The following is a 23,535-nucleotide window of genomic DNA, read 5'->3' as shown; positions in this document are numbered from 1 at the left end:
TTAGTCCCTCACATTCTTAAAAAGTGCGAGGGTAATTTGTCGCACTTCTTTGTGTTCAACGATCGGTGCGGGGTAAATGTCTGATTCTGGGGGCTGGTGAAGTGCCTTGCCTGATAAATGGCGTAGCTCGGGCACGTAGCGCTGAATAAATTCGCCCTTGGCGTCAAAGCGCTGGCCTTGGGTGGTCGGGTTAAAAATGCGGAAATACGGTGCGGCGTCGGTGCCGGTGGATGCGGCCCATTGCCAGCCGCCGTTATTCGAGCAAAAATCGCCGTCAATGAGGTTTTCCATAAAGTGCCGCTCGCCCCAGCGCCAGTCTATATGTAGGTCTTTACACAAAAACGATGCCGTAATCATGCGCAGGCGGTTGTGCATCCAGCCAGATTCCCGCAGCTGACGCATGCCTGCGTCGACAATTGGGTAGCCAGTACGACCCTCTTGCCAAGCCTCAAAGAGGGCTTGGTTATTGGGCCAGGGAATGTTTTCAGTATAGGTCTGAAAGGCGCGGCCGCGCACGACTTTAGGGAAGTGGTAGGCGACGTGACGGTAAAATTCCCGCCACAGCAGCTCGTTAAACCAGGTGCCTGCGCCGCTATTCCCATCCCAGATTGCCTCGCCGCATTCTTGTTGTAAGCGCGCTAGACACTGGCGAGGGCTGAGCAGGCCAAAGCTTAGGGCTGCGGACAGTCGAGAGGTGTCATCGAGTTCGGGAAAGTCCCTGGCCTCGCGATAATCGTCAGCGCGTTCAGCGCAAAAGTCTCTAAGCTGGTCTAGCAGCGCATCTTGGCTTGCGGGCCAGAGGCTGGAGTCGCGCTCTTCGCCGAATACGGGGCAGGCTGGATTAGAGACTGCTTTAGCCATGGCTTGGGGGCGGCGCAGGCAGGTGGGGAATTTGGCGGCCAAATGGTCTCGGCTGCGCCGCGAGAACGGCGTAAATACCTTATATGGGCCGCCGTCGCCTTTGGCGATCTCTAGCGGACTAAGTAAGCTGTCATCAATCAGTTGTAATGGAATGTTCTTTTCCAGGCAGCCGTCATCCCGGCGCATTTCGTCGAGCAGCCATTCCCGATGGGCGTACACGGTGTCGACGTGGTGCTGGCGACAATAAGCGCTGAGTTGGTCGTCAATATTGCGGAAGTGACCCACATCAATAATGTCGAAGACAATGCCGATTTCGCCGAGCTGACGGCCGAGTTCATCGAGGGCGCGGCGCAAGTAGTGACGCCGTATTGGCGCAATAATATGCTCGTCGAGCTGCGCGGGGCACAATAGATACAGACCGCGCACGGTGTCGTGATTAGCACAGGCCGCGCTCAGCGCACGGTGGTCTAAGCTGCGTAAATCGTTGCGAAACCACACGACTGCGGTCACGGCTTAAAGCCCCATCCGCAGTTTTAAATCCCGTGGGTAAGGGTCGAAGTAATACTGATCCAGCAAATAGTCGACACGGTACTTCTTCAGGTAGTGACTCAGCATTTCCAGCGGTACAAGCAGGGGCAGCTGTCCGGCCGCATAGTCTTTGATCGTTCCGGTGAGCCTGAGCTTGTCCTCGGCGTCGAGGTGATCTTTGAAAAAGCCCTGTATATGCATCAGCGTATTGGTGTGGTTTTTGGTGCTGGCGATGTGCTTTAAGGCCTGCATAAACTTGGCAATATAGCGGTTAGCCTTATCGCTAATATCGCCCGCTTCAGCGACGATTGGCCCAAGTTCGCGATAAATAATCTGATTGTGCGCCAGTAGTAAGAACTTATGGCGGCGGTGAAAATCCTCAAGGCCGCTGGCGGAGATGCCGCTATTAACCAGCTGCTGCCAGCGGGCGTAGGCGACCACGCGCAACACAAAATTTTCGCGCAAATGGACGTCGTTGAGGCGGCCATTTTCTTCGACCGGCAACAGGGGGTGGACGGCCATTAATTGCTTGGCGTACAGACCTACGCCGATTTTTCCTAAACCATTACCCTTTTCGTCATACACGGGCACGCGCTCCATACCGCAGCTGGGCGATTTTGCGCACAGAATATAGCCGCTGATCTCGGTAAGCGTCGGAACCGTGTCTTTGGCGAAGGTTTGCATGGCGTCCGTGACGTTTAAACTGCTGTCGCTGCTGCCGATAAGCTGAGGGTTTGCCGGATCGCCCACGAGGCGAATGGTCGGGCGCGGCACGCCCATGCCTATCGCCTGCTCGGGGCAAATGTTAATAAACTCAAAGTGCCGTCGCAGTTCTTCGTCGGCAAAGGGCAGGCGCTTGTGGCCGCCGTCATAGCGAACTGGTTCACCGAGTAAGCAGGCACTGATGCCGATTCTAATAGGCTGGGTTTCCGACATGGGTTTAATTCATCCTGTGTGGCTGATAGCTAATTACGCTAAAGCATAGTCGATGGATCAAAAGTCTTGTGGTCCGCGTTGTTGCTATTCCGCTTCGCCCGACAAAAATAATATCAACGCTCTAAAATCGTCGTCGCTGCAATTCATGCACATGCCTTTTGGTGGCATGCTATTGAGACCGTTTTTGGTGTTAGCTAATAATGTGTCTAAGCCTTTTTGGGTGCGGAGCGCCCACTGTTCTTTGTTGCCGCTTTTAGGTGCCCCGGCGGCGCCAGAACTATGACAGCCATAGCAGCTTTGAATGTAGAGGGATTTCAGTGAAGGGTCACTGGGCATGCGCTTAGCGCTAGAAACTGCTTGTGGTGCTTGCGCGGTGCTGTTGTCTGGGCTTGTCGCTCCACGGCTAGGTTCACCCTTGCTGCACGCGACCAGGGTAAATAGTCCGGTCAATACCGCGAGGATAAGGAAGGTTTTGTTGCTAAACATAATGCAGTTCCAATAAATCAAACTAAGTTGTCGTCAAAGCCAAAACGGTGGGCATTGGCCTCGTCTTCACTCAAGCGGTCGATCGCGCCCACATCTAAAACGGGCGAGGCGTCTATATGCTGAGCGTCCATCATATAGGCAACGCGCTGCAAAGAGCTGATAATTTGCGTTTGTTCCCATTCTTGGAGGTCGCTGAACTGCCGAATGAAGTAATCTTGTAGGGGCATGGGCGCATTGCGAATCAGTTCATTGCCGGCTTCCGTAAGGCAGGCGTACACTTTACGCTTATCTTGGCTGGAGCGTTCTCTCATGACGAGGCCGCGTTTCTCCAGTCTATCCATAATGCTGGTGACGGTGGCTTGGCTGAGGCTCACCTGGCTGGCTACATCACTGATAATGACATCGCCCTGATCCCTAAGGATTTGCAAAATGAGCATTTGTGGTGCAGTTAGGCCCGCAGTCTTCATTAAATGCTTTGAATGCAAATCAATTGCCCGGGTTACCCGGCGCAATGATACTAATACTTCGTCGATACTATTCATTTTCGATGCCTGCAGATTGGCTTAGCGGCCCAATGGTAGCGGCTTGTAGAGTTTTTTGCACCAGCTAAACCCTTCGTTTGTCAATAGTCTGGCTTGAAATAGTTGGTCAAAGACGCGTATAATGCTTCGTATTCTAAGTAAATGAACAGGAGAATGGGTTCATTAATTTGGCGAGTAAGCAGCATGATCGGCGATATTAGCGCCATAATATTGTGCACGAGCTTCGTTAAATTAGTATGAACACTAAAAGATTGTGTTGAAATCAAATAGCGCGACGCAAGCCACGGCTGCCACGCTTCGTTTTCGCCAGCCAACGGCGGAAGATGGTTACGCCCTGAATCAATTAGTGGCGGCCAGCCCACCACTCGATACTAATTCCGTTTATTGCAATCTGCTGCATTGCACCCACTTTGCCGAAACCGCGGTTGCCGCTGAAGAAGACGGCAAATTAGTGGGCTTTATTTCTGCGCATATTATCCCCGCTAAACCGAACACGGTATTTGTGTGGCAGGTTGTGGTGGATAAAAGTCAGCGCGGTAAAGGTCTAGCCAAAAAGATGCTTAAAGAGGTTATTAAGCGGCCGGCCTGCGCAGAAGTGAAATATATGGAAACGACAATTACACCAGATAACGAGGCCTCTTGGGCCTTGTTTCGCAGTTTTGCCAGAGATCTGGGTACTGAATTAAACCATAGCATTTGGTTTGAAAAAGAAGCGCATTTTGGCGGCCAGCACGACAGTGAAGCACTGCTGTGTATTGGGCCTTTCGCTCAATAAGCCTTAAGCAAAATTTTACTCAGTATTCATCCGCTCAGTAAAGAACACTAAGAGGACTTAACATGACTATTTTTGACCGACTCGAATCCGAAGTACAATCCTATGCCCGCTCATTTCCGGTAACCTTTGATAAGGCTCAGGGCGAGCACTTGTACTCAACCGACGGCAAGCAATACATCGACTTTTTAGCGGGTGCAGGCACCCTGAACTACGGCCACAATAACCCTGTGCTTAAACAGGCTTTGGTCGACTATATTATGCGCGACGGCATTACTCATGGCTTGGATATGCACACCCAAGCCAAGGGCGACTTCTTGCAAGCCTTTAATGAGCATATCCTTGCCCCACGTGATATGACCTACACCTTCCAGTTTACTGGCCCCACAGGCACTAATGCCGTAGAAGCCGCGCTGAAATTGGCGCGTAAAGTCACTGGCCGTACCAGCATTGTGTCTTTTACTAATGGTTTTCACGGTGTGACCTTGGGCGCAGTAGCGGCCACGGGTAATAGTCATCACCGCGGCGGTGCAGGTGTGGCGCTGGGCGATGTGACCCGCATGCCATATTGTGGCTATTACGGTCGCGATGCCGATAGTTTGAAAATGATGGACAAGTTGCTTTCCGATCCCTCTTCGGGTGTGGATCTGCCGGCGGCGATGATTGTCGAGCCAGTGCAGGGCGAGGGTGGCTTGAATGTTGCCAATAATGATTGGTTGCGTGGCCTAGAGAAGCTGTGTCGCAAACACGATATCTTGTTGATCGTTGACGATATTCAAGCGGGTTGTGGTCGTACTGGCACCTACTTTAGCTTTGAAGCCAGTGGCATCAAGCCCGACATTATTACCATGTCGAAATCCCTGAGTGGCTATGGCCTGCCCTTTGCGATTGTCTTGATTCGTCCCGATTTAGACATTTGGGAGCCAGGCGAGCACAACGGAACGTTCCGTGGCAATAACCACGCCTTTATCACTGCAGCGGCGGCAATTCGCCACTACTGGAAAGACGATAAGTTTGCCGCCGAGATTGTTGAAAAATCAGCTATTGTTAGCGAGCGCTTCAAAAAGTTATCGGAGCAGTACGGTGTCACTAAACTCCAGCCTAAGGGCCGGGGCATGATGCAAGGTCTCGCTTGTCGGGACGGTGATGTTGCTGATGAGATTGGCCGCGCCTGCTTTGAACGGGGCCTCGTGATTGAAACCTGCGGTAACCGTGGTCAGGTTGTTAAGGTCTTCTGCCCGCTCACCATCGACATGGCAGAATTGATTCGCGGTCTGGATATTTTGTCAGATAGCATCGCGGAAGTAATGGGAAAATCAGTTAACAAAAAAGCTTCTTAAGCGGCTGAAATCGCGCTTCTTCTGCAAGTAAACATTTGCGGAAGCGGCGTGCTTTATTCAGCAATTGAGCTTAGGTAAATAGCATTAGCGAAAGGAACAAACCATGATTGTAAGAACACTGGAAGAATGTCAAAACTCTGAACGCCGCGTTGATAGTGAAAACTGGAGCAGCGTGCGGATGTTGCTGAAAGACGATCAGATGGGTTTTTCATTCCATATCACCACCATTTACGCTAACACCGAAACGCCAATTCACTACCAGAATCACTTGGAATCAGTGTATTGCATGTCGGGTAATGGCGAAGTTGAAACCTTAAGTGACGGCAAAGTGTATAAAATTGAAGCCGGCACCTTATATATTCTCGACAAGCACGACAATCACTTGCTGCGCGGCGGCAGCGAAGACATGAAAATGGCCTGCGTATTTAATCCGCCGCTGAACGGCAAAGAAGTACATGACGAAAATGGGGTCTACCCATTGGCGGCTGAGGCAGTGACCTGAGCTATTGAATTTTAAAAAACCATTTTTTTAATTCAAGGGAGAGTAGCAGTGGGACACAGTGTAGAGAAAATTGGCGGCACCTCAATGACCAACTACGAGGCGGTGCGCGACAATGTAATTTTAGCGGGCGGTGAGAGCGGTAATATTTATCAGCGCATATTTGTGGTTTCAGCCTATGGCGGCGTAACCGATTTGCTGCTGGAAAATAAACGTACTAGTCATCCAGGGGTTTATGCCCTGTTTGCCGATGACGGAGCTGAAACGCTGTGGCGTGATGCCCTAAGCGATGTCGGTAATGCGCTAAAAGAGATTAACGCTGGTTTGTTTCCCGACGCTGAGCAACTGGATGCTGCCAATACCTATATTGAAGCCCGCTTGTTTGAAGCTGAGCGCTGCATGGATAATTTGCACCGGCTCTGCCAGCACGGCCATTTTGGTTTAGAAGATCATCTGCTAACCGTGCGGGAAATGTTAGCGAGTATTGGTGAGGCACACAGTGCGTGGAATACCGCCACCCTACTCAAGCGCGATGGCATCAATACTTGTTATATTGATTTGTCGGGCTGGCGCGCCGAGGAAGCACTGCCACTTGACCAGCATATTACTGAGGCGCTAGCGGGTATCGATTTAAATACCACCTTGCCGATAGTTACTGGTTACGCCCACTGTAAAGAAGGCTTAATGGCAAGTTTCGACCGCGGTTATAGCGAAATGACGTTCAGCCGTATGGCCGTCATCAGTGGCGCCCGTGAAGCGGTTATTCACAAAGAGTATCACCTTAGCAGCGCCGACCCTCGCTTAGTGGGAGCCGATAAAGTGGTGCCGATTGGCCGTACTAATTACGATGTTGCCGATCAGCTCGCCAATTTAGGTATGGAGGCTATTCACCCCCGCGCCGCGAAAGGTTTGCGTCAGCAAAAAATTGCCCTGCGGGTAAAAAATACCTTTGAACCCGATCACTCGGGCACGCTTATTGATTGTGATTATCGCAGCGAAAAGCCCTGTGTTGAGATCATCGCTGGTCGCAAGCAAGTCTATGCCTTGGAAGTATTTGACCAAGACATGGTGGGAGCACTGTGGCGGTATGAGCAAAAGATACTGGGTGCCATTGAGCGCTATAAGGGCACGGTAATTACCAAAGATATTAATGCCAATACCATTACCAATTATTTGGGCGTTAATTTAAAAACCGTAAAACGCATTGTAAGCGCAGTAAAAGAATTGTTCCCCGATGCGGAAGTCAGCACCCGTAAAGTCGCTATAATTTCTGCTATCGGCAGCGACATGCAGGTGCCAGGTATGTTGGCTAAAACGGTGGTTGCCTTGGCGTCGGCCAATATCAGTGTATTGGCTATGCACCAGTCGATGCGTCAGGTCGATATGCAGTTTGTGGTAAACGAAGATGACTACGAAAAGGGTGTCGCGAGCTTGCACCGCTGTTTGGTCGAAGTACACGACCACGGTGAAGCCATATGCGCAGCATAATACAGGGGTTAATCCTCTGTTGGGGGCTTCTGCCCCTTTTTGCTGTAGCGGCTAACAGTGCTGCGCCAACGCCCAGCGAGGCGCAGCCGAGTGCGGCTCAAGTGGATGCCAGCATCGACAATTTAGACAAGCCCCTCTACTCACCGTTTATTGAGCGTTATATGCTCGATGAGGTGCGCAATCTGCGTATCGACATGGAGCGCGCTCACCGCGAATTGGCCGCCGAAGTCGTCGACCGCGAATTAGGCGCTGCCGACAAGGCGGTGTCTTATGCAACCAATACCGTCACCTATTTTTTCTACCTCATTGCTGGGGTGAGTTCGGCCTTGGTGTTAATGGGTTGGAACTCGGTGCGCGACATTAAAGAAAAAGTACACAGTGTTGCCAATGAGCAAGTCGCTGAATTGGTTGAAGAATACGAGAAGCGTCTGCGCGCGATTGAAAAGCAGTTAAAACAAGAAACTGCCCATATCGAGTCTAACCGCGAAGAAATTACACTTACCCAAGAGATTCATTCGCTGTGGTTACGCGCCAGTCAAGAAACGAGTCCGGCGGGTAAAATAGCAATTTATGATCAAATTCTCGGCGTAAGAGGCGACGATATTGAGGCGATAACCTATAAAGCGGATGCCGCACTGGATCAGAACGAACCCCAGTGGGCGATAAATCTCTGCCAGCAGGCACTGTTGTTAGATGAAACCAATGCCCACGCCTTTTACCAACTGGCTTGCGCTCATACTTGCCAGGGCAATCTTGACGACGCCGCGCGCTACTTTACTCACGCGGTGGCGCAATCGGAATCATATCGAGAAGAACTGTATCGCGACCCAGCCTTGGCTGAATTGCGCGAGCATCCTCTGCTGATAGAGTTGCTAACGCCGACAGCGGAGAGCCCTTCGTAGGCATTGTGTTTACTTCTCGCCACTAAACCAGAATAGATTGGATCCGAATATGGTAACTGCATGGAGTTTCGCGGCCTTTTTAACAGTATTTGTGCTGATCGGCCTGTCGTCATTGTTTTTAAACAAACACCATAGCAGCGATTATTATTTGGCTAGTAATTCGGTACAGCCGTGGTTGGTAGGCTTGTCTGCGGTAGCCACTAATAATAGTGGTTATATGTTCATTGGCGTTATTGGCTATACCTACACGGTGGGTTTGTCGGCATTTTGGGTCATGGCGGGCTGGATCGCCGGTGACTTTATTGCCTCCCATTTAGTACACCGAAAACTGCGGGCGACCACCGAGAGTAGCGGTCAGCTCAGCTATATTGGTGTACTCAGTAATTGGACCGGCACAAACATGGGCCGTTACCAAAAGCTCGCCGCGCTTTTATCTTTAGTGTTACTGCTCGCCTACGCCGCCGCGCAATTGCTTGCCGGTGGTAAAGCCCTGCAAGCCTTGTTTGATTGGCCGCGCTGGGCCGGTGCTGTCGTTGGCTCAGTATTGGTCGCGGCCTACTGTTTAGCGGGTGGAATTCGTGCATCCATTTGGACCGACGCAGCCCAGTCGGTCGTGATGATCACCGCGATGGGTGTTTTGCTTTGGGTTGCTGTCGCTGCCTTGGGCGGCCCAGTTGCCACTGTTGATGCGCTTTATCAAATACCAAATTATATGAACTGGTTTCCCGAAGACCTCGCCTTTCCGGGTGCGGCGGGGGCAATACTATTCGCCTTGGGTTGGCTGTTTGCGGGTTTCTCGGTGGCGGGTCAGCCCCATGTCATGGTGCGCTTTATGACCTTGGCCAATACCGGTGATATGACGCGCGCACGGGTTTGGTATTACCTGTGGTTTGTCGCGTTCTACTTGATGGCCACCGCTGTCGGCTTGTTGTCGCGACTTTATTTGCCAGAAATTGGCAGCTTTGACGCCGAGTTGGCGCTGCCGACCATGGCCCTGCAGCTATTGTCACCGGTTATGGTTGGGCTGATTTTAGCGGGGATATTTGCCGCCACTTTGTCTACTGCAGACTCGCTAATCTTAAGCGCGTCCGCTGCTCTCACCCACGACCTTTCACCTAAAAGTATTGAGCGCCCTTTGCTGATCAAATTGGCCACCTTTGGGGTGACGCTATTTGCACTGGGCTGGGCTTTGCTTAGCGCCCAAACGGTATTTGGCATGGTGGTCATGGCGTGGTCTGGATTGGCCAGCGCCTTTGTTCCAGTGTTAGCTATTCTAATAAGTGGTCGCCGCCCCAAAGAAAGTACGCTTATCGCCGTTAGTGCGGTCGGCATTTCCACCGCACTTCTCTGGCGTTACTTCGATCTGCACAATATGGTATACGAAGGCTTGCCTGGTATCGCTGCGGGTATCGCCACCTACCCGATTGCTCAGTGGTTGAGTAATAGTGCCAAAGCCAAAGCGACTGCTTAGCGTGCATCGGCAATCTTGGCAGCGGTAATACGCCGCGCATTATTCGCCTCTGCACCTTATCCCCTTAATTTAGCTGTAATATGAGCGTGCATTTATAGGCGTGAATAAATGCACGTCTACTGTAACAAGCGGGCGGCATTGGCATTGGCTTGTTACATTCCCTCCACCGCGTATTTCTGTCGATACCCTTTACATTGCTACTGCAGCTTGTCTATGGCGTCGCCACGCGCCATAGTAATGCTCAGTAAATTCTATGTGATGAAGGGTGGCATGGTCGTGAAAGCAATTATCTTAGCCGTTATTGTCGTGATAATAGCAGTAAGCTACAGCTGGCGTGCCAATAGCCCAGAAAGAACGACGGGGTCTTTGCCGTCTAACACCGTTGCGATTGCCGAGGCTGATCAAATCCTTGGTGAGGCTTACAAAAATAAACGTAGCGATATTCAGGTGCAAGGTCAGGGCCGAGTTGAAAAAATTCTCGCCGATGACAATAAGGGCAGTCGCCACCAAAAATTTATTCTCCGTCTTAGCTCTGGGCAGACACTTTTGGTCGCTCACAATATTGATCTCGCGCCGCGTATTGCCGGTTTGCAGGTGGGTGATAGTGTCGACTTTTACGGTGAATACGAGTGGAACCAGCGCGGCGGCGTGGTGCACTGGACGCATCGTGATCCGGCCGGCCGTCATGCTCATGGCTGGCTAGCGCATCAGGGGCGGCGCTATCAGTAAATGTTTAGCTTAAGGCTTTCCACAAACCCAATAGGCTAATGACGAGTAGCGTCAGACCTAAAAAGCGAAAGAACGACGGGGTTTCGGCCTTGAGCATATGCTGGTGAAAGCGCAGGCCAATGACATGGCCAATGGCCGCGCAGGGTAGCAGCCAGAGATGGTGAATTAGCTGCAAATCAATGCCCGCGTAGATAAACGCGCCTAGCTTAATACCAACAAAAATAAACCACAGCGCAAATAAGGTGTCGCGCAGTTGCTCTCGGGCAAGGTGTTGTGCGGCAACCGCAATAATTAATGGCGCGCCAATCAGCGAGGTGCCGCTAATATAGCCGCCGACAATTAAAAATAAGGCATCAATAAATTTGCTGTTACTTTTAAAAGGCTTGTTGGCGATATAGGAGATGGCATAAACCGAGACGATGGAAAAAATAATAATGCTAAGGGTGTCGGCCGGTAGGGTGATTAAGCCAAATACGCCTAATAGCTTGGGCACAATCATAATGCCGAGCATATAACGTAAATAGGGCCAATTCACGGTGCTGGCATGCGCGCGGCCAATTGCTTGGCTGCTGCGATTATTTAAAATCAAGGTAATCGATGAAAATATCAGCAATTGCACCGAAATTAAGGGCAGAAAAACCAAGGCCTGATTATGTACAAGTAAGAGGAAGGGTAGGCTTAATACTGCGCCGCCAAAGCCTAGCCCAGACCGCACAAAGCCGCTCCAAATAAAAATAATGCCGATCAGTACATACTGATAGAGGGCGAGGTCGGCCATCAGAATCCTGTTTGGTATGGAAAAAAATAAGGTGGGGCGCAGTACGCTGATTGTAATGGCCGACGCGATAAAATCCTAGCGCGCGGGAACCAGCATTTCATGGTGTATATCGCGTCTTTACTGCAATACCTAGCCGCGCAGCTTGCAATCTCTGCTCCGTAGCCCCATTAATAGATATGCTGAACTCTAATTAAAGGCTGATTCAATGTCTGCTCAGAACAATAACGGTGCCAAAGACCCCTGGGGATCTGGCCAACAGTCGCCCCCAGATTTAGACGCGATTATTAACAAAGGCATAAAAAACCTGAAAGACAAATTTTCGGGAGGTGGCAGTGGCGGCAAAGGCGGTGGCGCCGCCGGTTTTGGTCGCGCGCTGCCAATAATTCTTTTGTTCGCTGCGGGCCTTAGCCTGTGGTCTGCCTATTACACCGTGCCCAGCGATTCAGTGGCGGTAGTACAGCGTTTTGGGATGTACCTAAAGGAAGTTCCCCCCGGCCTGCACTTCAAATTGCCGCTGGGCATTGATAAATCCACGGTCGTCCCCGTAAAGCGCCAGCTCAAGCAGGAGTTTGGTTTTTCGACACCGGGTGCCAGAGATGCTTACCAAGGTAGTCGCGACGGCAATCTGGAAACTCAAATGGTGACCGGCGATTTAAACGCGGCATTAGTCGAGTGGGTGGTGCAGTACCGAATTTCTGATCCCGTAAAATTCTTATTTGCTGTACGCGAACCTGCCGAAACGCTGCGCTATGTGTCCGAGTCAGTAATGCGCGAGGTGGTGGGTGACCGCACTGTAGACGAAGTCATTACCATTGGTCGCCAGGAAATTGAAATTGAAGCCCTGCTAAAAATGCAAGAGTTGTCCAGCAAATACGAAATGGGCATCAATATTGATCAGGTCCAGCTCAAAAACATCAATCCACCTCGGCCGGTGCAGGAATCCTTTAACGAGGTAAACCAAGCCCAGCAAGAAAAAGAGAAACTCATTAACGAAGCTCGCCGCGAATACAATAAAGTGATTCCGCTGGCCGAAGGTGAGAAAGACCAGCGCATTCGCGAGGCCGACGGCTATCGCCTAAAGCGTATCAATGAGGCCGAGGGTGATGTCGCTCGCTTTAACGCATTGTTTACCGAATACCGTAAAGCCCCCGAAGTTACTCGGCGCCGAATTTACATAGAAACCATGCAGGAGATTATGCCCAATATTCAAAACAAAATTTTGGTCGATGACGATATGAGTGGCTTGTTACCGCTATTAAACATTGGCGAACAAAAGGGCAGCAAAAAATGAAAAACACAAAATCGATTGCCGCCATGGTTGTTGTGATTGGCGGATTGTTTGTCTTGATGAGTTCCGCCTACACGGTTAATGAAGTCGAGCAGGTCATTATCACTCAGTTTGGTAAGCCGGTTGGTGAACCAGTAACGGAGGCGGGCCTGAAGTTCAAATTGCCTTTTATTCAAGAAGTAAATCCTATCGACAAGCGGGTATTGGAATGGGATGGTTCGCCGTCGGATATGCCCACCAAAGATAAGCTGTATATTTCAGTTGATCTGTTTGCGCGCTGGCGTATTGTCGATCCGCTGCAATATTTTTTGCGACTGCGCGATGAGCGCAGTGCGCAATCGCGCTTAGACGATATTCTCGGCAGCGAAACCCGCAATGCCGTGGCTAAGCACGAATTAATTGAAATTATTCGTACTACTAAAGACCGCATTCCCTTGCGCGATGCGGCGCTGGCGTCCTCTTCCCAAGGTTTAAATATGGGCTCATTAGTGCCGATTGAAAAAGGCCGACAACTGGTGGAACAAGAGATATTTACCGAGGCGGCCGAGAAGGTGGGTGTCTTTGGTATTGAGTTGCTAGACATTCGCTTTAAACGCATTAATTACAACGCCAGTGTACGACCCAAGATCTATGATCGTATGATCAGTGAGCGCCGCCAGATTGCCGAGCGCTTTTTGTCAGAGGGTAATGGCGAGGCAGCGCGGATTCGAGGTAACCGTCTTCGGGAGTTAAACAAGATCCAGTCGGAGGCCTACCGCGAAGTAGAAGAAATTCGTGGTCTTGCTGACGCTAAAGCTACCGAAATTTACGCAAGCGCCTATAATCAAAGCCCACAGTCGGTAGAGTTTTATGAATTTACTCGAACAATGGCAGCCTACTCATCACTTGTTGATAAGCAGACCACCTTGGTGCTGTCTACCGACAGTGATTTGTTCAAGTTCCTAAAAGGCATGACCCCGCGACCGGGGAAGTAACACCACCGTGTAAAGGAGCATTACAATGAGTAAAGAGCAAAAAAGTAATAAGGAAACCAAAAAGAAGCCGGCCTTGTCGCAAAAGGAAAAGCGCCAAGCTAAAAAATCGAAAGCCAGTTCAAGACCGGACCCTTTCGCTAAGCTTTGATTTTGGCGGGCGGTGGCGCGCAAGCGCCCCGCTTTTGATGTTGTAACGCTTACCGGCCACGCCTCAAACCATCAATATTGTTTATGTGCAATAGGTTTAAGCGCTGGAGCCACACCTAGTAACACGCCCAATCTACAAGATTGCTAGCCTAATCAACTGAGAGTCGTTGTAGGACTCTATAGTAAAAACGGTGTCTAGAAAGGTGAGTTCAACGCCAAAAAAATTGTTATTCAAGACCTATGCTGGCAATCAGCTCGACGGATCCGCAAGCTATCAATTCACTGCATCGTCTGTCCCGTATTTTAGCCGGGTGCGTAGCCGAATTAGAGAGTGTCTGAGTCGCTGCCTTTAAAGTCCTTATGAAGGTCTTTAAGTAAGCGGTCTTTGTCGACCCACAACTCCGATACCCACTGTTGAAACTCCCCGCGAAATTGTTCATCGCTCAAATAGTCGCGACTTAAAAATCGTGGCGCAATCGTCTGCTTTTCAATGCGCACCACAACCTTCTTCACGCGGCCGGACAGAAAATGCCAAAAGCTGCGATCATCACAGGGGTAGTAAATGGTGAGGTTGAGCATAGTGTGTAATTGCTCACCCATTGCGCCTAAAACAAAGGCTGCACCGCCGGCTTTGGGTTTTAGCAGGTGCTGATAAGGCGACTGCTGCAGCTGATGTTTCGTCGGAGTGAAGCGAGTACCTTCTAAAAAATTGAACACGGTGACCGGCGTATATTTAAATTTTTCGCAGGCCTTGCGTGTCGTTTCTAGGTCCTTGCCTTTTAAGCTGGGGTTCTTGGCAATTTCGGCGGCGGAATAGCGTTTCATAAAAGGAAAGTCTAATGCCCACCAGGCAATACCGATCACGGGCACCCAAATCAACTGCTGTTTAAGGAAAAACTTGAGCATGGGTATTTTGCGAAAAAGCACTTTTTGGGCGACTAAAATATCGGCCCAAGATTGGTGGTTGCAGGTGACAAAATACCAATCGTCGAGGCTTAAGTCCTCTGCGCCTTCGATATCCCAATGTATATCGTTGATGACGTGGAGCAATACATTATTGAAACCCACCCATAAATTGGCGATTTCGATCGATACCACGGTACACCAGCGCCGCCATGCCGTGACCGGAATGACTAACTTGAGTATTGCCACCAGCAATAAAAAAGGGACTAGTGTCAGCGTGGAGCAAACAATTAAAAATAGCGTCAGGCTGCCGCGCAGCCAGTGGGGGAGAAAATTCAGCATGAGTTTTATCTTTGACCGCCTTTAGTTGTGGCTATTGTAACGCATGAACACATTGTTGCAGAGCCTTTGTCACGCCTCTCGATGAATCTTCTTTTGCCAACACTAAAAGGTCTGTGGTGGAAGTGGGTGCTTACTTAAGAATGAATAGGGGCAAGTTAACCGAAAGCGGCTACTTTATTGCTGGTCACGCCCTGCAGCCGGTGAGCTACTGCAACCACTCTGGGGCTGCGGGCAGATTAGTGACATCTAAGCGCGTGAATGAATATGATCACACGAGAGTAAATAATAACTTACGTCGACCGCCTTATTACCTTGGTGTTTTGCGAATGGCGCTTAGGGTCTTGGATCTTTAAACAGTTAACTAATGGCAGTGGAGTTGTGCAATGAGGCGACATTTAATGGTGGTTACGCCGGCCATCCCCTCGACCCACATGGCCGGATCGGCTTTTCCGCGCGGGGCATGTTTAAGCGATCTGATTTTGGTATTTCAATAGGCATTCCGGCGCCGGGTTCGACTATGGGCGTGGGCGATGACCTAGAGGTTATTATTGAGGCAGAGTTCACTGGGCCGCCGCTCAGGCAAGGCTAGCGCTTATAAATGGATGAAGCTTGGGTTTGAATGTAATCGTGTCGCGGTCGGGGTAGGATAAGGGAGTCCTCTCCCAGTGTAGGTACAGTATGAGCTTCACGATTCAATTGGGTCGGCACAGCTATCATTTTGCTGATTTAAAAACGCTGCTGGCCAAGGCGAGCCCAGCTCGCTCGGGGGATTATTTGGCGGGTATCGCCGCCGCCAGCCATGAGGAGCGCGTGGCCGCGCAGTGGGTCTTGGCAGATCTGCCGTTGCGGCACTTTATGAATGAGCTGGTCATACCCTATGAAAGCGATGAAATTACTCGGCTCATTGTTGACGGTCACGATCTTGCGGCCTTTGCGCCGGTAGCGCATTTAACGGTTGGCGGCTTTCGCGACTGGCTATTGTCCGATACTGCCGACACGGTTGCGTTAACGGCCCTCGCACCAGGCTTAATGCCGGAAATGGTCGCGGCAGTTAGCAAATTGATGCGGATGCAAGATCTTATTGTCGTGGCCAAAAAATGCGAAGTGATCACTCGCTTTCGCAATACCATTGGCTTGCGCGGTCATTTTTCTACGCGCCTGCAGCCAAATCATCCAAGCGACAATGCAGCGGGGATTGCCGCTAGCCTGATCGATGGACTGCTGTACGCCAGTGGCGACGCGGTGATTGGGATTAACCCCGCATCTGATAATACCCAGGCGGTAGGTAGGCTAATGGGTTTGTTAGATGAGTTTATTCAGCGCTTTGAGATTCCCACCCAATCCTGCGTGTTAACCCATGTCAGTACGACGTTGGCGCTAATAAACCAAGGTGCACCAGTGGATTTAGTGTTTCAGTCCATTGCAGGCAGTGAAGCGGCGAATAGTAGCTTTGGTATTAGTGTCGCGATGCTGAGTGAGGCTCATGACGCCGCACAATCACTTGGGCGCGGCACGGTCGGCGATAATGTGATGTATTTTGAAACCGGGCAGGGTAGCGCGCTGTCAGCTAATGCCCATCACGGCGTCGACCAACAGACCATTGAAACCCGTGCCTATGGTCTGGCGCGAAAATTTTCGCCGCTTTTGGTGAATACCGTGGTCGGCTTTATTGGGCCTGAGTATTTATACAATGGTAAGCAGATAATTCGCGCCGGCTTAGAGGACCACTTTTGCGGTAAGTTGCTCGGTCTGCCGATGGGCTGTGATATTTGCTATACCAATCACGCAGAGGCAGATCAAGATGACCTAGACACCTTGCTGACCCAGTTCGCCCTCGCGGGAGGCAGTTTTATCATGGGCGTCCCCGGCGGCGACGATATTATGCTGAATTACCAAAGCACCTCCTTTCACGATGCGCTAGCGATTCGGCGGCTGTTATCGCTGCCGCCTGCACCGGAGTTTTTGCAGTGGTTGCAAAAAACCGAGATTATGGATGGCAAAGGCAATTTGCTGAGTGGGCAGCGCCTGCCCCCTGTGTTTGCGAAAGCACTCACCTTTACGGAGACTGGCCATGGCCAATAGCACAATCGATGGTTGGCAGCTACTACGCGGCTATACCACCGCCCGAATTGCGCTGGGGCGGGCGGGTGTGGCTACTAGCACGGCGGTAAACCTGCAATTTCAATTGGATCACGCCCGGGCCAGAGACGCGGTCCACCAAGGTTTAAATGTGGACGCGCTGGCGGCGGTCTGCACCGCTACCCTAGCCAATATTGGTGGTAACCACAGTCAGCACTTACTGCCCGCTATTCAGCTCAGCAGCCTGGCAGGAGACCGCCATGGCTATTTGCAACGGCCAGACTTAGGGCGCCAATTGCCGGAATTACAGTGGCAGGCCTTGGCTGAGCGCGCCGCAACCCAAGCACCGATCGACGTGGCCTTAATTGTCGGCGACGGATTATCTTCTGCCGCCGTCAGTGCCCACGCCGCACCGGTATTGGCGCCGCTGATTGCCGGTTTGGCTGAACTTGGCTTGCAGCTAGGCCCCTTGTGCATTGCGAGTCAGGCCAGAGTTGCGCTGGCTGACGATATTGGCGAAGCGCTAGGGGCGAGCTTAAGTGTGATCTTAATTGGTGAGCGCCCGGGCTTAAGTTCGCCAGACAGTCTTGGTATGTATATTACATTCAGACCTAAACGTGGCTGCTCGGATGCCGAGCGCAACTGTATTTCGAATATTCGCGACGCTGGCTTGAGCTACCAGCAAGCGGTGGATACGGCCTTGTACCTTATTCGCGGGGCACTGTTAAAGGGCTTTAGCGGCACCCATTTAAAAGACGATTCAGCGACCCTAACGGCGTCTTGCCTGGGCGTTCCATTTTTAAAATAAAGCCTTAGGCATCAATTGCTTGTTTGCCGACGCTGGCATTTAAGCTGAACTTTTTACGCGTGGTAGTGGTAAGCCCGTATGGGATTGTGAGTCTTGTCCGGCCAGAATATTAACCTAGGTCAATTTTAATTCTTAGTGGTGTAGTCGAAGGCAGCTTCACATCACTTCAAAACGCTATTTGACGACTATACTAAAAAGCAGAACTGTAACATTTGCAGATACGTTTATAGGACGAGGGCAAATGTAAGGTGATTAGATGCAGTACGCTGCCGAGGTAATTTTGTGATAGCTCCTGAGATTCCAGACAATGAAGCCGAGCGCTTAAAAACACTGCGTGCACTGAATATTTTAAACACACCGATGGAAGAGCGTTTTGATCGCATTACGCGTATGGCGCGGCGTTTGTTTGATGTGCCCATCGCCTTAATCAGTGTGATTGATGAAGACCGGCAATGGTTTAAGTCGTCTATGGGCTTGGCGGTGCGTGAGACACCTCGGGATATTTCCTTTTGTGGCCATGCCATTCTCGACAACAATATTATGCTTGTGCCGGATGTCCGTAAAGATAAGCGTTTTTTTGATAATCCCTTGGTAAGCAGTGAGCCTAATATTGGCTTTTATGCCGGCTGCCCGGTGCGCGCGCCCGACGGCAATGTGCTCGGTACCCTGTGTTTGATTGACACAAAACCAAGAGATTTATCTGAAGAAGATTTGGAGATAATGCGTGATCTCGCGCTGATTGTTGAAGCGGAGATCGCGACGGTAGAATTGACGACGGTAGATGAACTGACCAACATCAGTAACCGACGCGGTTTCTTAATGCTGGCGGAGCATGGTCTAAATATGTGTGCTCGCCGTCATTTACCCGCTTCACTAGTGATGATTGATATTGACCAGTTCAATGCGGTTAATGAAGCCTATGGTCATCGTGAAGGCGACCGCGCATTGCGCAGTTTTAGTGAACAAATGAAAAATAAATTGCAGGCTTCAGATTTGTTCGCCCGAATTGGCAGTGATGAATTTGTCGTCTTGTTAACTAATAGCTCTGTTCAATCCGCTGAGACGGTAATGACGAGCTTCACTAAAATTTTAAGTGATTTTAATGCACGAATAAATCGGGGCTATGAGCTCACCTTCTCTTACGGCATTGTCGATTTTAATGCGAATAGGCATTCGACAGTGGAGAAGATGCTCGCCGACGCTGATATTATTATGTACGACCAAAAAAAGAAAAAACGCTACTCTGAACGCTTAGCGGAAAAAAGCTAAGCGGCCAACGGGCGAGGAACTGAATTCAGCGGTATGGATACCCCACTATACCGTCTCGCTCGGTGGCGGCTATCCATTCTCTTTGATATCTCTTAGGTGTCTACAATCTAGTGCGAATAGCTGTATTCGCGCAGAACCTAGCGTTACTATGCCCGTGGCATTAAGCCGGAGTACGTTTGGCGGCACTAGATAGCGTGGAGAAGATGATGAGTGATATCCAATACCCTATTAAGGGCTCTTGCCAGTGTGGCAATATTCGCTACCAATTATTAGCCCCACCCCTGAAAATAATGGCCTGTCACTGTAAAGCCTGCCAAAAACTGTCGACCAGCGCGTTTAGCATTACCGCCCTCGTTAAGGCCGATAGTCTTGTTGTTCAAGGTGAGTTGGCGCAGTGGGAGCGTCTTGCCGAGAGTGGCAATAAGAACTACGCTAAATTTTGTCCCTACTGTGGCAATCGAATTTATCACTTTAATCCAGACCAACCAGAAACCATAAAACTCAAGGCCGCTAGCCTCGACGATACGCGGATTCTCAATCCCGAGGCCCATATTTGGGTTTGTCAGAAACAAGATTGGTACCAGATCCCGGAAGGTGTTCCTCAGTTTGATAAACAGCCATAGTTTTTTAGCTAGATTTTTAAAAATGGGTGTGGCCGAGGCGACGATTCAAGACACTGACGAAAAAATTTAAGGTAAGGCACCACCTCCTGCCTAATTCATCGTAGGCCCCCCTAAACCCTGTTTAGCCTGTAAGGGCTCAGCCCTGCGACATCATGTCGCATTGTTGTTGACGCGTTAATCACTAAAATGTGCAGCTCAAAATCGAGGTGCACATGTCTAAATTTATTTCGCCAATTATATTGCTCAGTGCCCTTGGTATGAACGTACCGACTTGGGCCGAACACGCCGTGCTTGAAACCATATTGGTAACGGCAACCCGCGACGATCAGCAATTGGCCGATGTGGCCGCAAGCGTTGGGGTTTTAGATCAAGAAACCATTGAAGCACTTAATCCACGTCATGCTAGCGAGTTAATGAACCGGGTTCCCGGCGTCAATATTGTCCAGCTCGGCTCCGGCGGTGAGGGCGTTGCTGCGGCGATACGCCAACCTATTTCTTACAACCCGGTCTATCTTTATTTGGAGAACGGCGTACCGACTCGCTCGGCGGGTTTTTTTAACCACAATGCCCTTTACGAAGTGAACACGGCATTGGCAAACGGTGTGGAAATTATTAAAGGCCCGGGTTCTGCTCTATACGGTTCCGACGCCATGGGCGCGGTGATTAACAGCCTTGTCGGTCAGCCGGCAAAAGAAGACCGCAGTAGCCTGACGCTTGAAACGGGTGAATTCGATCATTACCGCAGTCAGCTGCGGGCCTCACAGGTGCAGAGTAAGGATAGCTACACGGTAAATTTGTCGGCGGCAAAAAATGGCAGCTGGCGGAACAATAACGACAGTGAGCGCCAAGAGTTCGTCTTGGGCTGGTTCCGTCAGCTCGACTCGGCGTGGCAGGTTAATACGGTGTTAAGTGCTAGCGCGGTGGCGATGGCCACCGGAGGTTCAGCGCTGGGTCTAGCCGACTATTACACGCGGCCTGAAAAGGCCGGAAATACCATTGGCTATCGGGATGTCAGCGCACTGCGGCTGTCCTCGGCATTTGAATTTAGTGGCGACGATCACAGCCTAAGCATCACCCCTTTTATTCGCAGTAATGCCCTCGCCTATGTAGCGACCTGGACCTTAAATACCGGCCGCGTTCAGCCAGCGCCGGCGTGGTGCCCCAGTTGTTCACCAGCCCTAGATTCCCAAGATGCGCATATTAATGAAGACGGGCACGACTCTGTCGGCGTACTACTGAAATATCGCCAAGATCTTTCTGAACACAGCTTTGTTATCAGTGGTGTCGACATTGATCGCAGCCGTGGTGAGCAAACGCAATTTTATATACAGCGCACTGACAATGATCCCGGCCAGTATTGGTTAAGCTACCAAAAGGCGGGTCGGTTATACGACTACACCGTCGACTACCTCTCGGTGTCGCCCTATATTCATATTGAAAGTCAGCTGACTGAGCGGCTGCGCGGCAGCGCGGGCCTGCGTTACGACGCCATTGCTTATGACTACCACGATAATATTGCCAGTGCACCCCAAGACCCCGCCCATTTGCGGCCGCTAGATCAAACGTTGGATTTTGAGCATCTGAGTCCAAAGCTGGGCTTGGTCTACGATTTCTCAGGCTCACTCAATGGCTATACGTCCTATCGGCACGCCTTCCGCATTCCCTCGGCCTCCCAATTATTTCGCGCCGGCGACACGGCCGACTCCACTGCCTTGGCGCCGGTCAACGCCGACAGTATCGAGTTTGGTTTGCGAGGGAATTTAGATGCCGCCAGTCGTTTTGATTTGGCGGTGTATTACATGCGTAAGCAGGACGAAATTTTATCGATAGCCGACCCGCAAACGGGCACTCGGCGCAATGCCAATGCCGGGGAAACTTCACATCGCGGTATTGAGTTAGGTTTGGAGCGGGATCTTAGTGACCGCCTTGATATTGGTCTCTCTTATACCCGCTCAGAACATCGTTACGAGGAATGGATAGACCGCAGCGGCAATTACAGTGGTAATACCATGCCCGACGCGCCAGCGAGTTTTCTCAATGCGCGGCTTAACTATCGGCCTCACGTTTTAAACGGCGGCTATATCGAGTTTGAGTGGTTGCGCCAAGGCGAGCACTGGTTGGATGAAAAGAATGACAAAGACGGTATTGCCGACGATCGCGATAAATACGACGGTCACAGTCTGCTGAATATCCACGCCGAGTATCAGTTCAATACACAGCTGAGTTTTTATACGCGCATTTTTAATGTTACGGATCGCCGTTACGCGGAAACCACCAGCAAATATGGCCCGGCGTTTACCCCCGGCAGCCCGCGCCTAGCGACCATTGGCTTTAGCGTGGCGCTGTGATGAAGGCACATCGCGCGCGCACTAAAAATCTGATTCCTATGCTGCTACGCTGGCACGCTAGGATCGGTATGGTCGTTGGCTTGGCCATTATCGGTTGGGGTCTAAGCGGGCTATCTCATCCCATTATTTCCCGCCTACAACCAGTTGCCGACGCCTTTGTTTATACGTTAGATGTCTTGCCGAGTGCGGATTTGCTTGCGGTGGCAGAGGCGGCGGATCGGGCGGGGATTACGGGCGCGGCTTCAGCGGTGCGTTTGCTCGCATGGCAGGGTCGGCCGTGTTACCGCTTAGTGGTGGCGGGTGACGCTATATGGCTAGATGCCCGCTCTGGTGAGCTTATTCCCCGTGGTGAACAGGACTATGCTGTGCATCTTGCGCGGCATTATATCGGCGACCAGCAAAGCGCTATTCAGTCAGTTGAGCTGCAGACAGCGTTTGACGATGACTATGTTTACGTCAATCGATTGCTGCCAGTGTGGCGGGTCAACTTTGCTCGGGACGACGGTATGCGGGTCTATGTGGATACCGCCAGCGACCGCCTCGGCACGGTAGTAAATAACACCAAGGCCATTACCAGCACTTTTTTTCGCAATGTTCACTCGTGGGTATTTATTAAAAATACCACGCTGCGACTGAGCTTAATGAGCCTGTGCCTAGTTGGCGGAGGGCTGATCTCCCTGGTTGGCCTACTGCAATATTACCTGCAATGGCGAGCCGGTCGCGGCTGGCGACAAAATCCCCTTTTGCGCTTGCATCGCGGCCTAGGTCTCGCCGTGGCGATAACGGCCGTCACCTTTACTGCTAGCGGCTTATACCATTTATGGCAAAAGCAATTTTTGCCTAGCATTGCCGAGGTGCCGCCGATGGCGGCTGCGTTTAATAAACTGAGTTTAGATTGGTCCAACTTAAGTCCCTATTTGGTTCAAGCTGATCTCATTAATATTGACGATGACTATTACTTTCGGGTCTGGGCAAGGGGTGAGCTGCAATACCGACACGCAGCAAATGGCGAGCTACTCGCAGATGGTGAAGCGGTTCACGCCCAAGCGCTTGCGCAGGCCTATATGCCTGTGGACTCTCCGTTAGTGGCGATTCGCAGCGTGACCGCGTTTGCTGGTGAGTACGGCTTTGTGAATAAACGCCTGCCCGTGATCGCCCTAGATTACGACAATGCTGAGCACCTTAGCGTGTATGTAGAACCCCGCAGCGGCGCGCTGGCGGCGGTGGTACGGGACAGCGACCGGGTCGAAGGCCTAAGTTTTTCGGTGCTGCACAAATGGCATTTCATTGACGGTTTGGGGCGCACTGCCCGAGACGGTATTTCAGCGTTTTTTGCCGCGGGCATCGCCTTTATGTTTATTTTGGGCATGGTTTTGTATATTCGGCGTCTTGCGTAAAGCGCGTCATTTCGCTGCTTGGGCT

General features: G+C 51.0%; 23 protein-coding genes. 17 read left to right on the top strand and 6 right to left on the bottom strand.

Annotated features, from left to right (window positions below; translation table 11 throughout):
• The 4 genes from phrB to HNQ57_RS10700 form a co-directional block, all read right to left on the bottom strand.
• The gene (phrB, locus tag HNQ57_RS10715; RefSeq protein WP_184462829.1) at positions 1–1,371 is read right to left on the bottom strand and encodes a deoxyribodipyrimidine photo-lyase; all 1,371 of its coding nucleotides are present in this window, start codon (positions 1,369–1,371) and stop codon (positions 1–3) included.
• Positions 1,372–1,374: 3 nt separating this feature from the next.
• Positions 1,375–2,325: a YbgA family protein gene (locus tag HNQ57_RS10710; protein ID WP_184462827.1), complete on the bottom strand. Its 951-nt coding sequence runs from the start codon at positions 2,323–2,325 to the stop codon at positions 1,375–1,377.
• Between the two features lie 84 nt (positions 2,326–2,409).
• The gene (locus HNQ57_RS17875) at positions 2,410–2,811 is read right to left on the bottom strand and encodes a c-type cytochrome (RefSeq protein ID WP_184462825.1); all 402 of its coding nucleotides are present in this window, start codon (positions 2,809–2,811) and stop codon (positions 2,410–2,412) included.
• 17 nt (positions 2,812–2,828) lie between these two features.
• Complete coding sequence (locus tag HNQ57_RS10700; protein WP_184462823.1) at positions 2,829–3,353, bottom strand: MarR family winged helix-turn-helix transcriptional regulator; 525 nt, start codon at positions 3,351–3,353, stop codon at positions 2,829–2,831.
• A gap of 253 nt (positions 3,354–3,606) precedes the next feature.
• On the opposite strand from HNQ57_RS10700, the gene ectA reads away from it, so the two are divergent.
• The 7 genes from ectA to HNQ57_RS10665 all read left to right on the top strand — a co-directional run bounded on the left by ectA (position 3,607) and on the right by HNQ57_RS10665 (position 10,554).
• Complete coding sequence (gene ectA, locus HNQ57_RS10695; protein ID WP_184462821.1) at positions 3,607–4,128, top strand: diaminobutyrate acetyltransferase; 522 nt, start codon at positions 3,607–3,609, stop codon at positions 4,126–4,128.
• A gap of 62 nt (positions 4,129–4,190) precedes the next feature.
• Positions 4,191–5,465, top strand: coding sequence for a diaminobutyrate--2-oxoglutarate transaminase (ectB, locus tag HNQ57_RS10690; RefSeq protein WP_184462820.1), 1,275 nt, complete (start codon positions 4,191–4,193; stop codon positions 5,463–5,465).
• 103 nt (positions 5,466–5,568) lie between these two features.
• On the top strand, positions 5,569–5,967 hold the full coding sequence (locus tag HNQ57_RS10685) for an ectoine synthase (RefSeq protein WP_008253212.1): 399 nt from the start codon (positions 5,569–5,571) through the stop codon (positions 5,965–5,967).
• 48 nt (positions 5,968–6,015) lie between these two features.
• Positions 6,016–7,452, top strand: coding sequence for an aspartate kinase (locus HNQ57_RS10680; protein ID WP_184462818.1), 1,437 nt, complete (start codon positions 6,016–6,018; stop codon positions 7,450–7,452).
• Positions 7,440–8,354, top strand: a complete 915-nt coding sequence (locus HNQ57_RS10675; RefSeq protein ID WP_184462816.1) for a TPR end-of-group domain-containing protein — start codon at positions 7,440–7,442, stop codon at positions 8,352–8,354. Before HNQ57_RS10680 ends, HNQ57_RS10675 begins: the two co-directional genes overlap by 13 nt.
• Positions 8,355–8,403: 49 nt before the next feature.
• A complete protein-coding gene (locus tag HNQ57_RS10670) occupies positions 8,404–9,825 on the top strand; it encodes a sodium/proline symporter (protein ID WP_184462814.1) in 1,422 nt (473 codons plus the stop codon).
• A gap of 213 nt (positions 9,826–10,038) precedes the next feature.
• Positions 10,039–10,554 (top strand): DUF3465 domain-containing protein, encoded by a 516-nt coding sequence (locus HNQ57_RS10665; protein WP_226968309.1) that lies wholly within the window; start codon positions 10,039–10,041, stop codon positions 10,552–10,554.
• A gap of 4 nt (positions 10,555–10,558) precedes the next feature.
• On the opposite strand, the gene HNQ57_RS10660 is transcribed toward HNQ57_RS10665, so the two are convergent.
• A complete protein-coding gene (locus HNQ57_RS10660; RefSeq protein WP_184462812.1) occupies positions 10,559–11,332 on the bottom strand; it encodes a TSUP family transporter in 774 nt (257 codons plus the stop codon).
• A gap of 205 nt (positions 11,333–11,537) precedes the next feature.
• Here HNQ57_RS10660 and hflK point away from each other — a divergent pair, with 205 nt between their 5' ends.
• The 3 genes from hflK to HNQ57_RS18055 are packed head-to-tail and all read left to right on the top strand — an operon-like array spanning position 11,538 to position 13,742.
• Complete coding sequence (hflK, locus tag HNQ57_RS10655) at positions 11,538–12,623, top strand: FtsH protease activity modulator HflK (RefSeq protein ID WP_184462810.1); 1,086 nt, start codon at positions 11,538–11,540, stop codon at positions 12,621–12,623.
• Complete coding sequence (hflC, locus tag HNQ57_RS10650; protein WP_184462808.1) at positions 12,620–13,594, top strand: protease modulator HflC; 975 nt, start codon at positions 12,620–12,622, stop codon at positions 13,592–13,594. Before hflK ends, hflC begins: the two co-directional genes overlap by 4 nt.
• Positions 13,595–13,619: 25 nt before the next feature.
• The gene (locus tag HNQ57_RS18055; RefSeq protein ID WP_264299238.1) at positions 13,620–13,742 is read left to right on the top strand and encodes a hypothetical protein; all 123 of its coding nucleotides are present in this window, start codon (positions 13,620–13,622) and stop codon (positions 13,740–13,742) included.
• 323 nt (positions 13,743–14,065) lie between these two features.
• On the opposite strand, the gene HNQ57_RS10645 is transcribed toward HNQ57_RS18055, so the two are convergent.
• Positions 14,066–14,986, bottom strand: coding sequence for an acyltransferase (locus HNQ57_RS10645; protein WP_184462806.1), 921 nt, complete (start codon positions 14,984–14,986; stop codon positions 14,066–14,068).
• Between the two features lie 364 nt (positions 14,987–15,350).
• Between HNQ57_RS10645 and HNQ57_RS10640 the strand changes: the two genes are divergently transcribed.
• From HNQ57_RS10640 to HNQ57_RS10610, 7 genes are all read left to right on the top strand, one after another.
• Positions 15,351–15,575, top strand: a complete 225-nt coding sequence (locus HNQ57_RS10640) for a YceI family protein (protein ID WP_221301661.1) — start codon at positions 15,351–15,353, stop codon at positions 15,573–15,575.
• Between the two features lie 89 nt (positions 15,576–15,664).
• The gene (locus tag HNQ57_RS10635; RefSeq protein WP_184462804.1) at positions 15,665–17,068 is read left to right on the top strand and encodes an ethanolamine ammonia-lyase subunit EutB; all 1,404 of its coding nucleotides are present in this window, start codon (positions 15,665–15,667) and stop codon (positions 17,066–17,068) included.
• Positions 17,058–17,873: an ethanolamine ammonia-lyase subunit EutC gene (eutC, locus tag HNQ57_RS10630; protein ID WP_184462802.1), complete on the top strand. Its 816-nt coding sequence runs from the start codon at positions 17,058–17,060 to the stop codon at positions 17,871–17,873. Before HNQ57_RS10635 ends, eutC begins: the two co-directional genes overlap by 11 nt.
• A 282-nt stretch (positions 17,874–18,155) precedes the next feature.
• The gene (locus HNQ57_RS10625; protein ID WP_184462800.1) at positions 18,156–19,142 is read left to right on the top strand and encodes a sensor domain-containing diguanylate cyclase; all 987 of its coding nucleotides are present in this window, start codon (positions 18,156–18,158) and stop codon (positions 19,140–19,142) included.
• 176 nt (positions 19,143–19,318) lie between these two features.
• Positions 19,319–19,765, top strand: a complete 447-nt coding sequence (locus HNQ57_RS10620) for a GFA family protein (protein WP_244966158.1) — start codon at positions 19,319–19,321, stop codon at positions 19,763–19,765.
• A gap of 212 nt (positions 19,766–19,977) precedes the next feature.
• Positions 19,978–22,113, top strand: a complete 2,136-nt coding sequence (locus HNQ57_RS10615) for a TonB-dependent receptor (protein WP_184462796.1) — start codon at positions 19,978–19,980, stop codon at positions 22,111–22,113.
• Entirely contained in the window at positions 22,113–23,510 is a 1,398-nt protein-coding gene (locus tag HNQ57_RS10610) for a PepSY domain-containing protein (RefSeq protein WP_184462794.1), read from the top strand. The genes HNQ57_RS10615 and HNQ57_RS10610 overlap by 1 nt, the downstream gene beginning before the upstream one ends.
• The last annotated feature ends 25 nt before the right edge of the window (positions 23,511–23,535 follow it).

The organism is Zhongshania antarctica, assembly GCF_014202945.1.
Classification (GTDB): Bacteria; Pseudomonadota; Gammaproteobacteria; order Pseudomonadales; family Spongiibacteraceae; genus Spongiibacter; species Spongiibacter antarcticus.
This window is presented reverse-complemented; position numbering and strand designations above follow the sequence as displayed.